At 70.3% G+C, this 13,447-nt stretch carries 13 protein-coding genes; 8 read left to right on the top strand and 5 right to left on the bottom strand.

Going from position 1 to position 13,447, the window contains the following annotated elements:
• The first annotated feature begins 29 nt into the window (after positions 1–29).
• The 5 genes from KIK09_RS36585 to KIK09_RS36565 are packed head-to-tail and all read left to right on the top strand — an operon-like array spanning position 30 to position 3,584.
• Complete coding sequence (locus tag KIK09_RS36585; protein WP_214324018.1) at positions 30–890, top strand: ABC transporter ATP-binding protein; 861 nt, start codon at positions 30–32, stop codon at positions 888–890.
• Positions 887–1,702, top strand: coding sequence for an ABC transporter permease (locus KIK09_RS36580; RefSeq protein ID WP_214324017.1), 816 nt, complete (start codon positions 887–889; stop codon positions 1,700–1,702). The genes KIK09_RS36585 and KIK09_RS36580 overlap by 4 nt, the downstream gene beginning before the upstream one ends.
• A 30-nt stretch (positions 1,703–1,732) precedes the next feature.
• Positions 1,733–2,278 carry a TetR/AcrR family transcriptional regulator gene (locus tag KIK09_RS36575; RefSeq protein ID WP_308164518.1) on the top strand — a complete coding sequence of 182 codons (546 nt, stop codon included), beginning with the start codon at positions 1,733–1,735 and terminating at the stop codon, positions 2,276–2,278.
• Positions 2,262–2,651, top strand: coding sequence for a DUF5360 family protein (locus KIK09_RS36570; RefSeq protein ID WP_214324016.1), 390 nt, complete (start codon positions 2,262–2,264; stop codon positions 2,649–2,651). The genes KIK09_RS36575 and KIK09_RS36570 overlap by 17 nt, the downstream gene beginning before the upstream one ends.
• Before the next feature lie 9 nt (positions 2,652–2,660).
• Positions 2,661–3,584, top strand: a complete 924-nt coding sequence (locus tag KIK09_RS36565) for a LysR family transcriptional regulator (RefSeq protein WP_214324015.1) — start codon at positions 2,661–2,663, stop codon at positions 3,582–3,584.
• 359 nt (positions 3,585–3,943) lie between these two features.
• Here KIK09_RS36565 and KIK09_RS36560 read toward each other — a convergent pair whose 3' ends face one another.
• The 5 genes from KIK09_RS36560 to KIK09_RS36540 form a co-directional block, all read right to left on the bottom strand.
• The gene (locus KIK09_RS36560) at positions 3,944–4,720 is read right to left on the bottom strand and encodes a serine hydrolase (RefSeq protein ID WP_214324014.1); all 777 of its coding nucleotides are present in this window, start codon (positions 4,718–4,720) and stop codon (positions 3,944–3,946) included.
• Positions 4,721–4,893: 173 nt separating this feature from the next.
• On the bottom strand, positions 4,894–6,480 hold the full coding sequence (locus KIK09_RS36555; protein WP_214324013.1) for an N-acyl-D-amino-acid deacylase family protein: 1,587 nt from the start codon (positions 6,478–6,480) through the stop codon (positions 4,894–4,896).
• A complete protein-coding gene (locus tag KIK09_RS36550) occupies positions 6,477–7,229 on the bottom strand; it encodes an amino acid ABC transporter ATP-binding protein (protein WP_214324209.1) in 753 nt (250 codons plus the stop codon). The genes KIK09_RS36555 and KIK09_RS36550 overlap by 4 nt, the downstream gene beginning before the upstream one ends.
• 2 nt (positions 7,230–7,231) lie before the next feature.
• Positions 7,232–8,068: an amino acid ABC transporter permease gene (locus tag KIK09_RS36545; RefSeq protein ID WP_214324012.1), complete on the bottom strand. Its 837-nt coding sequence runs from the start codon at positions 8,066–8,068 to the stop codon at positions 7,232–7,234.
• Positions 8,065–8,934: an ABC transporter substrate-binding protein gene (locus KIK09_RS36540; RefSeq protein ID WP_250574293.1), complete on the bottom strand. Its 870-nt coding sequence runs from the start codon at positions 8,932–8,934 to the stop codon at positions 8,065–8,067. Before KIK09_RS36540 ends, KIK09_RS36545 begins: the two co-directional genes overlap by 4 nt.
• Before the next feature lie 122 nt (positions 8,935–9,056).
• Between KIK09_RS36540 and lysA the strand changes: the two genes are divergently transcribed.
• The 3 genes from lysA to dop all read left to right on the top strand — a co-directional run bounded on the left by lysA (position 9,057) and on the right by dop (position 13,426).
• Positions 9,057–10,286, top strand: coding sequence for a diaminopimelate decarboxylase (gene lysA, locus KIK09_RS36535; protein WP_214324011.1), 1,230 nt, complete (start codon positions 9,057–9,059; stop codon positions 10,284–10,286).
• Positions 10,287–10,674: 388 nt separating this feature from the next.
• Positions 10,675–11,799 carry an acyltransferase family protein gene (locus tag KIK09_RS36530; RefSeq protein WP_214324010.1) on the top strand — a complete coding sequence of 375 codons (1,125 nt, stop codon included), beginning with the start codon at positions 10,675–10,677 and terminating at the stop codon, positions 11,797–11,799.
• A gap of 112 nt (positions 11,800–11,911) precedes the next feature.
• Positions 11,912–13,426 (top strand): depupylase/deamidase Dop, encoded by a 1,515-nt coding sequence (gene dop, locus KIK09_RS36525; RefSeq protein WP_250574292.1) that lies wholly within the window; start codon positions 11,912–11,914, stop codon positions 13,424–13,426.
• The last annotated feature ends 21 nt before the right edge of the window (positions 13,427–13,447 follow it).

Genomic DNA, 13,447 nt, shown 5'->3' with positions numbered 1-13,447 from the left:
GACGTACGACACCCGAGAAAGGCGAAGTGATGGCGAGTGACCAAGTCGCGCTGGACGTCGCGGGCCTGCGCATGCGCTACGGCTCCACCGACGTCCTGCGCGATGTGACCTTCCGGGCCCGCCATGGCGAGGTCCTGGCCCTGCTGGGCCCGAACGGCGCGGGGAAGACCACCACGATCGAGATCATGGAGGGCTTCCGCATGCGCTCGGCCGGCCGTATCACTGTGCTGGGCACGGACCCGGCCAGGGGCGACGAGCGGTGGCGGGCCAGGCTGGGGATCGTGCTGCAGTCGTGGCGCGACCACGGCAAGTGGCGCGTGCGCGAGCTGCTGGCCCATCAGGCGCGGTACTACCCCGACCCGTGGGACCCCGACCGGCTGATCGACGCGGTCGGGCTCACCGAGCACGCCGGGAAGAAGATCAGGACCCTGTCCGGCGGGCAGCGCAGACGGCTCGACGTGGCCATCGGGATCGTGGGACGGCCCGAGGTGCTGTTCCTGGACGAGCCGACCGCCGCCTTCGACCCCGTGGCGCGCAACGACTTCCACGACGTCGTGCGGAGCCTGGACACCACGATCCTGCTGACCACGCACGACCTGGACGAGGCCGAGAAGCTGGCCGACCGCATCGTCATCCTCGACGGCGGCCGCATCATCGCCGACGGCACGGCCGCCGAGCTGGCCCGCCAGATCGCCGGGCAGGACGAGGTGCGCTGGACGCTCGGCGGGCGGCGCCATGCCGAGTCGACGCGGGACTCGACCGCCTTCGTCCGCGACCTGTTCGCCCAGTACGGCGAGCGGGTCCGGGACCTGGAGGTCCAGCGGGCCTCACTGGAGCAGACCTACCTGGCGCTGGTCAGCCAGGCCGAGAAGGAAGGACGGAAGGCATGAGGGCGGGCTTGTCGCGAGGCCTGATCGAACTGAGGCAGTCGTTCACCAACGTGGGCGACATACTGAACCATCTGATGTGGCCGGCGCTGACACTGGCCGCCGTCTACTTCCTGCGCAACGCCGGCTTCCGCGCCACGGGCCTGCCGCTCGGCACGCTGGCGCTGCCCGGCATCCTGGGGCTGAACGCCGCCATGGGCATGGTGAGCATGAGCCAGTACCTGACCGCCGACCGCGAGGACGGCACGCTGCTGCGGGCCAAGGCCACCCCGGGCGGCATGCGCGCCTACCTCGTCGGCAAGGTCGTCCTGGTGGCCGGGAGCGTCCTGGCCGACCTGGCGATCTTCCTGGTCCCCGGCACGTTCCTCATCGACGGGCTCCGCTTCGACGTCGTGGGGCTGGGCTGGGTGCTGGTCCTGGGGCTGGTCGCGAGCCTGCCGCTGGGCGCGGTGCTGGGATCGGCGTTCACCAGCGTGCGCAGCCAGGGGCTGCTCCAGCTGCCGATCCTCGGCCTGATCGCGATCTCGGGGATCTTCTACCCGGTCACCGCGCTGCCGCAGTGGCTGCAGGCCGTCGCCCAGGCGTTCCCGTTCTACTGGCTCGGCCTGGGCACGCGCTCGGCGATGCTGCCCGACGCCGCGGTGGCCGTGGAGATCGGACAGTCGTGGCGGCACCTGGAGACGGCCGCCGTGCTGGGCGCCTGGGCGGTGCTCGGGCTGGCCCTGGCGCCGATCGTGCTGCGCAGGATGGCCAGGCGCGAGTCGGGATCCGTGGTGGCCGCCCGCCGCGAGCGCGCCCTCCAGCGAGTTGCGTAACTGTACCGGTCAGCCGGTATAGTTACGGATGTGCCGAGACCGAGTTCGCGCGAACGCCTGCTCGACGCCGCCGGGGAAGTGCTGCTCACCCAGGGTGCCGACGCGTTGACACTGGAAGCCGTCGCCCAGCGGGCAGGAGTATCCAAAGGCGGCCTGTTCTACCACTTCCCCACCAAACAGGCCCTCGTCGACGGGCTGGTGCGCCGCCTCACCGAGGCGTTCGACGCCGCGCTGGGCCAGGCGGGCGAAAGGCCGGGCGACTACCTGCGCGCCTATCTGGACGCCACGATCCCCGAGGAGTACACGGCGGTGCCCGCCGACCGGCTCACCGCCGCGCTCCTGGCCGGGGTCCTGGTCGACCCGGCCGGGCTTGAGCCGCTGCGCGAGCGGTTCGCCGCCTGGCAGGACCGCCTCACCCGCGACGGCCTCGACCCCGCCGCCGCCACCGCGATACGGCTGGCCGTCGACGGCTGGTGGGCGGTCCGCATGTTCGGGCTTGGCGAACCCGGGCCTGACCTGCACGCCCGCACCCGCCGCTACCTGCTGGAGCTGATCGAGCGTGCTCAGAACGACTAAGGCCCTGATGCTCGCCACCGACCTGGGGTTCGTCGCCTACTTCCTGGTCACCGGGCTGGGCCTCATCCCCGCCGCGTGGGCGTTCGCCGACTACCGCGACCCGCTCATGGTCGCCTGGAACTGGTCCTTCCTCTGGATCGACCTGCTCGCCTCCGCCACCGGGCTGACCAGCCTGTGGCTCATGCGCAGACGCTCGAGCAGCGGCCGGCCGCTGATGCTGATCTCCCTCGCGCTCACCATGGCCTCAGGACTGATGGCGGTCGCGTTCTGGACCCTGCGCGGCGACTTCACGCTCCAGTGGTGGATCCCCAACCTCTACCTGCTGCTCTTCCCCCTGCCGGCCATGGCGATCCTGGTACGGCGGGCCTTCTAGGCTGGCCACGTGCTCAGCAGCAACAGGCTCCGCATCCTGCTCGAAGTGTTCCGGACCGGCAGCATCGCCGGTGCCGCCCGGACACTGAAACTGTCGCCGTCGGCCGTCTCCCACCAGCTGGCCAAGCTGGAGGACGAGGCCGGCGTCGGCCTGGTGGAGCGTAACGCCCAGAGCCTGCGCCTGACCGAGGCCGGACGGCGCCTGGCCATCCGGGCGCAGGAAGTCGTCGACATCATCGAGGCCGCCGAGAAGGACCTGCTCGCCCAGGCCCGCGTCGACGCGGGGCAGCTGCGGATCGGCTTCTTCGCCTCCGCCGGGTACCGGCTGCTGCCGCTGGCGCTGTCACGCTTCGCCACCCGCTACCCCAGCGTCGCGCTCGACCTGGTGGAGGGCCAGCCGTACGAGCTGCTGCCCGACCTGGAGCGGGGCGCGCTCGACGTGCTGGTCGTCTTCGAGCACGCGCTCGACCCGTGGCAGTGCCCCGAAGGGGTCGAGGTGCTGCACCTGTTCGACGAGCCGCAGTTGCTGGTCGTCCCCACCGGCCACCAGGCCAGCCTCCGCCCCCGCGTACGGCTCGCCGACCTGGCCACCGAACCGTGGATCACCACCTTCGGCGCCGAGCACCCGGTGTCGATCCTGGAGCGTGCCAGCACGCTGGAGGGCTTCACCCCGCAGATCCGCTGCCGCAGCGACCACTACGAGGTCACCATCGGCCTCGTTCGCGCGGGCCTCGGCGTCGCCCTGGTCCCCAGCCTCGGCCTCCAGGGTGTCACCGGCGTCCAGATCTGCCGCCTGGTGACCCCCCAACTCTTCCGCCGCATCGGCGTGGCCCGCCGCCCCACCAACCCCAACCCCGCGGCCAGATCCTTCCTCGCCTACCTCCGCACCGCCGCCGCCCAACTCCGCAACTCCCTCACCCCCGACCTCCGCTAACAGACCCCCTCACGACCGCCCCACCCCTCTCTTGGGAATGCGTCCCCGTGGGGATATGGCCCCCCGTGGGGATATGGCCCCCCGTGGGGATATGGCCCCCGTGGGAATGCAGCCCCGGTGGGGGATACGGCGCTCGTGGGGATGTGGTGCTCGTGGGGATGCTGCGCCCCTCGAGAACGTGGCCCCCTGGGCGCCGCGTCGGTGAGACGTGGTGCGGTGGTGTTCGGCGCCTTGTACGGCGCGTGGCGGGAGCACGGCGTGCGGCGGGACGTCGTGGTGTCGGCGCCCCTCGAGAAGGCGGCTCTCCTGGGCGCCGCGTCGGTGGGATGTGGTGCGGTGGTGCTTGGCCGGTGGTGGGGTTAGGAAGAGGGTTGGGGGAGGTGGGAGAGGGTTAGGCCGGCTTGCCGTACTGCTGTTACCAGGGACTGGTCCGAGCCGGGTGGGCCTGAGGCCAGGACTGCGTAGGCCAGGCCGCCCATGATGCCGACGTCTGTGCGGATGCCTTCGTCCGTGCCTGTTTTGTTGGCTATCCAGGCCGCTTCCTGGTCGTGGCGGACCAGGGCGGGGACCAGGCCGTGGTCGGTGTTGGCGAGCATCCACTCGCGCAGTTGGACCTGCCAGCCCTGGCCGCCTGCCACCAGGGCCGCCAGACCTGACAGCTCTGACGCCGTGCCCAAGGCGAACGTCGGCGGGTCCGTGTCGGTGCGGGGCTCCCTGATGCGGTCGAGCAGGCGGGTGCGGGTCAGGCCCAGCGCGGCCGCGGCGGCGTTGACACGGTCGAGGCCGACGCGGCGGAGCAGGGCGTTCGTGGCGGTGTTGTCGCTCACGGCGGCCGTCAGCAGGGCCAGATCGCCGACCGTCCACTGCCGTTGTGACAGCCCGAGCAGCAGGCCCGAGCCGCCGCAGTAGTCGTCGTCCTCCAGCGCCACCGTCTCCTCGGCGTCCAGGATGCCGCCCTCGAGGCTCATCGCCACCTCGGCCAGCAGCAGCAGCTTCCCGACGCTCGCCAGCGGGAGCTCCACGTCCTCATGTACGCCGAGGACCAGCCCGCCCGGCTCACCCACAGCCCGTACGGCTACCGCCAACGTCCCCGGACACTCGGCCGCGACCTCCACGATCCGCGCCACCGCATCCACGTACCCTGACTCCCTTCGAATCGCCACCTTTCCAGCCCCGCCCTCCACCGAACCGCCCCCTCCAGAAACCCCAACCCCCAGCGAGACCGCCTCCCGAACGACCGCGCCAGGCACCGCCACCTCGTCCGAGGCGCCCGCCTCCGGCGAGAGACCCGCCCTCGGCGAGGTCGCCGTCATGGGGTCACCACGGTTCCTGGGCGGGCTGTCGTGACCGTGCCGTGCTGGACGGCGATCTCGCCCGCCACCACGACCGTGTGCAGGCCGACCGGCGGCAGCAGCGGCTCGCCGTACGTGGCGCCGTCCGCGATCGTGCCGGGGTCGAAGAGGACCAGGTCCGCGTGCGCCCCGTCCCTGAGGACGCCGCGGTCCGTGAGGCCGAAGCGGGCCGCGGCCATGCCGGTCATCTTGTGCACGGCCGTCTCGAGCGAGATCAGGGACTGCTCCCTGACGTAGCGGCCCAGGACCCGCGGGAACGTCCCCGCCAGGCGCGGATGGGGATGGCCCGGCTTGGGGACCCCGTCCGAGCCGATCATGGAGAAGTCGCTGGCCAGCACCCGCCGCACGTCGTCCTCGCGCATCGAGTGGCTGATGATCGTCACCTCGCCGTCCTCAGCGAGCAGCAGCTCCGCCGCGGCGTCCACGGGGTCGCCGCCCAGCGAGGCGATCGTGCGCCCCTCCACCGAGGGGTTACGCACGGCGCAGGCCACCGAGATGCGGTCCCAGCCGCCGTTGCCCACCGTGTTCTCCCAGCCGGGGACCCCGTCACGGATCGCCTCGCGCATGCGGTCCCGCTCCGAGACCGAGCGCAGGCGCCCCAGCAGGGCCTGGGTGCCGCCCGAGTTGGCCCACGGCGGCAGCATCGCCGACAGGGACGTCGACGCCTCGGTGTAGGGGTAGACGTCGCAGGTGACGTCCATGCCGGAAGCGCGCAGCGAGGCGATCCTGGCCAGCGTCCGCTCGGTGCGGCCCCAGGCGTGCTTGCCTGCCGTCTTGTGGTGCGAGACGTGCAGTGCCGCGCCGCTCCTGCGCGCGATCTCCACCGCCTCCTCCAGCGCCTCCTCCACGCGCGCCATCTCGTCACGCAGATGCGTCACGTACGGCTTGCCGTGCCGCGCCGCCACCTTCGCCAGCGCGACCACCTCGTCCGTGCCGCCGTAGGTGCCCGGCGTGTAGATGAGCCCGGTCGACAGCCCGGCCGCGCCCTGCGCCAGCGCCTCGTCCAGCAGCGAGCACATCACTTCCAGCTCGTACGGCGAGGCCGCCCGCTCGTCGTAGCCCACCACGCCCGCGCGGAGCGTGCCGTGCCCGACGAGCGAAGCCAGATGGTTCGACCGGGGAGCGCTCCCATGGGCCGCCGCAAACCCCGAAAAGTCGCGGAAAATCGGGACGTCGCCGCCGAAGCCCGCCCGGCTGGACCCGCGCATCTCCGGGATCCGCTCCGGCAGCGCGGGAAACAGCCCGGACCCGCAGTTGCCGCAGATCTCCACGGTCACGCCCATCCGCACCGGCGCCACGGCCAGCTCCCACGCGTCGGGACCCAGCAGCGTCACCGCGTCGGAGTGCGTGTGCACGTCGATGAACCCGGGCGCCACGACCAGCCCCTCGGCCTCGACGGTCTGCGCCGCGGCCCGCCGTACCAGGTCGGCCCGCGGGGGAAGCAGCACCACGCGGCCCTCGCGCACGCCCACGTCGGCGGGACGCAGGGGAGAGCCGGTGCCGTCGGCGAGCAGGGCGCCGCGTATCAACAGATCGAGGTTCAAAGCACCTGCCCCAGGAAGGCGCGGGTGCGCTCGTGGCGCGGACTGGACAGGACCTCGCGCGGCGGGCCCTCCTCCACGATCACCCCGTCGTCGACGAACACCAGGTGATCACCCGCCTCCCTGGCGAAACCCATCTCGTGCGTCACCACGATCATCGTGATTCCGCTGGTGGCCAGGTCGCGCATCACCGTCAGCACCTCCTGCACCAGCTCCGGGTCGAGGGCGCTGGTGGGCTCGTCGAACAGCATCACCTTGGGGTCCATGGCCAGGCTGCGGGCGATGGCCACCCGCTGCTGCTGGCCACCCGACAACTGCGCCGGGTAGTGGTGGGAGCGGTCGGCCAGACCGACCCGGTCCAGCAGCTCGCGCGCCCGCCGGATCGCCTTGTCACGCGGGGTGCGCAGCACCGAGCAGGGACCTTCGATCACGTTCTCCAACGCCGTCATGTGGGGGAACAGGTGGAAGCGCTGGAACACCATACCGATCTTCCGCCGCTGCAGGCACAGCTCGTCGGGCCGCAGCAGGTGCAGCTTGTCGCCCTGCTCGCGGTAGCCGATCAGCTCGCCGTCCACCCAGATCCTGCCCGAGTCGATCGTCTCGAGCCGGTTGACGCAGCGCAGCAGCGTCGACTTGCCCGAACCCGACGGGCCCACCACGCACACCACGCCGCCCTCGGGCACGTCCAGGCTGACGCCCTTGAGCACCTCCACCGGTCCGAAACGCTTACGGACCGACTGGACCTTCACCATGCTCACAACGCCTCACCCCGGCTGAACCGCTTCTCCAGGAAGTGCTGTCCCACGCTGGCCACGCTGGTCAGCACCACGTACCAGACGGACGCCACGATCAGCAGCGCGATCACCTCGAAGTTCCCCAGATAGATGCGCTGCGCCACCGTCAGCAGCTCCGCGCCCGCGATCACCGACACCATCGACGTGGTCTTCAGCATCGAGATGAACTGGTTGCCCGTCGGAGGGATGATCACCCGCATCGCCTGCGGCAACACCACCCGCCGCAGGATCTTCCTGTGCGACATGCCCAGCGACTCGGCCGCCTCCCGCTGGCCGGGATCGACCGAGCGGATGCCCGCCCTGACGATCTCGGCCATGTAGGCGCCCTCGTTGATCGTCAGGCCCAGGGCCGCTGCCACGAACGGCGTGATGACCGTGTTGGCCTGCCAGTGCACGAACATCGGCCCGCCGAACGGCACGCCGATCCCGATCACCGGGAACACCAGCCCGATGTTGAACCAGAAGATCAGCTGCACCAGCAGCGGCGTGCCGCGGAAGAACCACGTGTACAGGCCGGCCGCGCCGCGCAGCACCGGGCTGTCCGACAGCTGCAGCACCGCGGCCAGCACGCCCAGCGCCACCCCGAGCACCATCGACAGCAGGGTCAGCGCGATCGTCACCAGCAGCCCGCCCAGGATCCTGGGATCGAACAGGTAGGCGACGATCACGTCCCAGTGCAGGTTCTCGTTGACGACGATCGTGTAGACCAGCCAGATCAGCACCAGCCCGGCCAGCGCGGCGGCCACCATCCGGCCGGGCCGCCGCGGCTTGACCGCGTCGATCGGCAGTTCGGTCATGACGCGCCGGTGTTGATCGTGACCTTCGGCACCGCGTTGGCGGCCGTGCCGTACTTGTCGAGGATCTTCTTGTACTCGCCGCTGTCGACCAGTTCCTGCAGCGCCTTGGCTACCGCGTCGCGCAGCGCCGGGTTGCGCTTGTCGATCGCGATGCCCCACGGCCCGGCGTCGTACTGCTCGGGCAGCACGTCGTACTTGCCGGTCTCCTTGGCGTACATGTAGCCGACGGGGGAGTCGACGATCGTGGCCACGCTGCGGCCGGAGTCGATCGTGAGCAGACCGGTCGGGGCGTCCTCGCTCTGCATGATCTGCATCTTCTGCGCGCACTTCTCGTTCTGCCGCAGGCCGATGTCCAGATTCGAGCTGCCCTTGGCCAGCACGACCTTCTTGCCGCACAGGTCCTCGAGCGTCTTGATGCTCTCGGGGTTGCCCTTCTTGACCATGATCGAGCCGCCCGCGTTGAAGTAGTCGACGAAGTCGACCGCCTTGCGGCGCTGCTCGGTGTCGCTGAGCGAGGACATCGCGACGTCCCACCGCCCGCCCTGCAGGCCGGGAATCAGCCCGTCGAAGGCGGCGTTGGTCGTCTTGACCTTCAGCCCGAGCCGGCCCGCGATCGCGGCTGCCAGGTCGATGTCGACGCCGGTCAGCTCCTGCGTGCCCGGCTTGTACATCTCCATCGGCGGATAGCCCTCCGACGTCGCCATCCGCAGCTCGCCCGACTGGCGGACCTGATCGGGCACGAGCTCCTTGGCGCTCTTGCCCGCCGACGACGCGTCCACGTGCGCGGCCGTGCCCGAGTTGGACCTGCCGCAGCCGGCGCTCAGCGCGCAGATCGCGGCGACCGCGATGACCAGGTGTTTTCGCATGGCCGACATGGTTACGGGACCCGTCTCGGCAGCCCAACGAACGTGAACGCTTACGGCTCTGACCCTCGAATCCGTCGATGCTCATGAAAACCCCGGCACAACCGTTCCTAAGGTGGGCCGCCATGGAGAATCTCTGGCCACGCACCGCCACCTGGACCGGGGGAGAGCTGTCGATCGGCGGCCTGGGCGTGCGGGAGCTCGCCGAACGCCACGGCACCCCCGCCTACCTGCTGGACCAGGCCGACTTCGAGGCCCGCTGCCAGGCCTGGCTCGACGCCCTGCCCGACGGCGACGTCCACTACGGCGGCAAGGCGTTCCTGTGCCCGGAGATCGTCCGCTGGATCGCCCGCCTGGGCCTGTCGCTCGACGTGTGCACCGGCGGCGAACTGGCCGTCGCCCAGGCCGGCGGGATGCCCCCGGCACGCGTCGTCTTCCACGGGAACAACAAGTCCGCCGAAGAGCTGCGCCGCGCCGTCGAATGGGGCATCGGCTGCATCGTCGTCGACTCCTTCGCCGAGCTCGACCGGCTCGCCCCGCTCGTCGGCGGCGGCATCACCCAGCGCGTCATGATCCGCGTCACGCCCGGCGTCGACGCCGCCACCCACAAGGCCATCGCCACCGGCGGCGAGGACTCCAAGTTCGGCTTCTCGCTGGCGCGCGGCGACGCCCTGCGAGCCGCCCGCCGCATCCAGGACACCCCCGGGCTCGAGCTGCACGGGCTGCACTCCCACATCGGGTCCCAGATCTTCGACACCGCCGGGTTCGCCCAGGCCGCGGCCAAGATGGCGACGTTCGCCGGCGAGGTGGGAGTCGACCGGCTCGATCTCGGCGGCGGGCTCGGCGTCGCCTACCGGCCCGGCGACCCCGAACCGCCCACGCCCTTCGACGTCGTCACCGCCCTGCGCAAGGAGATCGGCGACCTGCACCTCGCCGTCGAACCCGGACGCTCCATCGCCGGGCCGACCACGGTCGCGCTCTACCGGGTCGGCACGGTCAAGGACGCCTACGTCAGCGTCGACGGCGGCATGAGCGACAACCCGCGCCCTGCCATGTACGGCTCGCCGTACACCGCCGCCCTCGCCTCCCGCCGCTCGCAGGCGCCCCTCCGTGAGGTGACGGTCGTCGGCAAGCACTGCGAGAGCGGCGACATCCTCGTCCGCGACCTGTCCCTGCCCGCCGACGTCGTGCCGGGGGACCTGCTGGCGGTGCCCGTCTCGGGGGCCTACCAGCGCTCGATGGCCAGCAACTACAACCACGTCCCCCGCCCGCCGGTGATCGCCGTCCACGAGGGAATCAGTCGAGAAATCGTCCGCCGCGAGACGGAGGCCGATCTTCTTCGGCTTTACGCGTGAGCTTCCTGTACGGCGGGCCGCCGTACTCCGGCTTCGGGCCCGATCTTCGCGCTGATCTTGTACGGCAGGCCGCCGCCACCGGCCGCCCGCCGTACTACGGCTGAGGGCCCGCGACCGGCGCTTGCGGCGAGTCGGTGACTGTCGCTCGCCGTCACGGCGCTTCGTAATCCTGGCACCACGGCTGTGGTTGCCCGCCGTACAGGGCGCCGACTTCCGCCGCACACCGTCTCGCCGACCCGGCGCCTGGCCTCGAGATCGCCTCTTACCAAGTCAAGCGATTCGCGGGCGGGGCGTCGGCGGGAGTGGGAAGGTGGCGATAGCCGTACAGAAGGGGCGAAACAGGAGTGATGGGAGGGAACCAAAGGTAAAGGAGTGACGTCCAATACCTGTGCACTCCCCCTCTCGATCGCGGCGCGCGCGGGGTGACGGCCGGCTGGCCGAACTCGACCTGCTGCGGTTCATCGCCGCGCTGAGCGTGGTCGCCTTCCACCTCTTCGTCGCCTTCGCCTCCGTCTGGGGCGCACGACCCGCCGCCCTGTTCCCAGCGCTGGCGCCGGTGGCGGGATTAGGAATCCTGGGGGTCGAGCTCTTCTTCGTCATCAGCGGATTCGTCATCCTGATGACCGTGTGGGGGAAAGGGCTGGGGGCGTTCGCCTGGTCCAGGTTCGTGCGGCTGTACCCCGCCTACTGGCTGAGCCTGGGCGCCGTGGCCCTGCTCTACGGCGTGATGGGGGCCAAGGCCCTCGACCCCAAGCTGACCGGCGGCGAATACGCCGTCAACGCCACCATGTTCCAGCGCCTGTTCAAGGTCATCGACGCCAACGGCGTCTACTGGTCGCTCTGGGCCGAGCTCCGCTTCTACCTGCTGATGGCGATCCTCGTCATCGTCGGCGTCACCTACGGACGCGTCCTGGTCTTCGCCGGGATCTGGCTGGCCGCCGCCATCGGCGCCGAATTCCTCGGCGACCCCGTCGTCAACGAGATCGTCATGCCCCGCTACGCGCCCTACTTCATCGCCGGCATGTCGCTCTACCTGATACACAAGCACGGATCCCGCTGGCTGCCCTGGCTCTACGTCGTCGCCGGCTGGGCCATCTCCCTGCACTCCGCCCTCGAACGCGTGCACGGCAGGATCAAGGTCGCCGGATACGTCAACATGCCCGTCAACGACGTCAGCGTCATCGTCACGATCACGCTGATCTTCGCCGCCATGTCGCTGGTCGCCCTCGGCGTGCTGCGGATGCGGCCCTCCAAGCTGCTCACCGCGCTGGGCGGCACGACCTACCCGCTGTACCTGTTCCACTCCGTCGTCGCCGTGGCCCTCATCCCCGTCCTGACCAAGACTTTGCCCGCGTGGGCCGTCGCCCTCGTGACCATTGTTTCGGCCATCGTCCTTTCCTACCTCGTTTACGCGCTCGCCGAGCGTCCCATCCAGCGCATACTCCGTCCGCGCAGACGCCAACAAAGTCCCGCAACGCCCGCCGTACAGGTTCAAAAGGCGTCGGTGCCATAACTCTGTGGCCTTGAGGCGCTGTGAAGGGCATAGGCTCGGGCATATAAACGGCGGATAGACAGAACCGGACTGTTCGGCCGGGCTGTTCCCGGCGGGACGACGAGAGGTGCGCATGACGGTGCGTCGGGTGATGGGCATCGAGACCGAGTACGGCATTTCCGTACCAGGTCAGCCAGGCGCCAACGCGATGGTGACCTCCTCACAGGTCGTGAACGCCTACCTGGCCGCCTCCGCGGCCCGGGCCCGCAGGGCCCGATGGGACTTCGAGGAAGAGAACCCGCTCCGCGACGCCCGAGGCTTCGACCTCGCCCGCGAGGTCGCCGACCCCAGCCAGCTGACCGACGAGGACCTCGGCCTGGCCAACGTCATCCTCACCAACGGCGCCCGCCTCTACGTCGACCACGCCCACCCCGAATACTCCACGCCCGAGACCACCAACCCGCGCGCCGCCGTCATCTGGGACAAGGCCGGCGAACGCGTCATGTACGACGCCGCCCAGCGTGCCTCCGCCATCCCGTCGAACGCGCCCATCCAGCTCTACAAGAACAACACCGACGCCAAGGGCGCCTCCTACGGCTGCCACGAGAACTACCTCATGCGGCGGGCCACGCCCTTCGCCGACATCGTGCGTCACCTGACGCCGTTCTTCGTGTCACGACAGGTCGTCGTCGGCGCCGGCAAGGTCGGGATCGGGCAGGACTCGCGCGGCGACGGCTTCCAGATCTCCCAGCGGGCCGACTTCTTCGAGGTCGAGGTGGGCCTCGAGACCACGCTGAAGCGCCCGATCATCAACACCCGCGACGAACCGCACGCCGACCCCGAGAAGTACCGGCGCCTCCACGTCATCATCGGCGACGCCAACATGTCTGAAATTTCCACATACTTGAAGCTCGGGTCGACCGCGCTCGTCCTCGCCATGATCGAAGACGGCTTCCTGACGCGCGACCTCGCCGTCGAGAACCCCGTCCAGGCGCTCAGGGCCGTCTCCCACGACCCCACCTGCCGCTACGAGATCGCCATGCGCGACGGCCGCAAGCTCACCGCCATCCAGCTGCAGATGGAATACCTCGAGCAGGCCCGCAAGTACGTCGAAGAACGCGGCACCGCCCAGGAGGAGATGAACAAGGACATCCTCGACCGCTGGGAGTCCGTCCTCACCCGCCTCGCCGAAGACCCCATGCAACTCTCGCGCGAACTCGACTGGGTCGCCAAGCTCGAACTCCTCGAGGGCTACCGCACCCGCGACGGCCTGGCCTGGAGCCACCCCCGCCTGCAGCTCGTCGACCTGCAGTACTCCGACATCCGCCCCGACCGCGGCCTGTACAACCGCCTCGTCGCCCGCGGCCGCATGCAGCGCCTCGTCAGCGAGGAAGAGGTCCAGCGCGCCGTGGAGAGCCCGCCCACGGACACCCGCGCCTACTTCCGCGGCCGCTGCCTGCGCCAGTACAGCGAGTCGGTCGCCGCCGCCTCCTGGGACTCGGTCATCTTCGACATCCCCGGCCGCGAGTCCCTCCAGCGCGTCCCCACCCTGGAACCGCTGCGCGGCACCAAGGCCCACGTCGGCGAACTCTTCGACCGCTGCCGCACCGCCGCCGACCTCGTAGCCGCCCTAACCGGCGACTCCTAACCCACCCCGCCCGCCCCCATC

The sequence above is a fragment of the Nonomuraea sediminis genome (assembly GCF_018531495.1).
GTDB lineage: Bacteria > Actinomycetota > Actinomycetes > Streptosporangiales > Streptosporangiaceae > Nonomuraea > Nonomuraea sediminis.
Note: the sequence above shows the minus strand (reverse complement) of the source record. Positions and strands in the feature narration are given on the sequence as shown.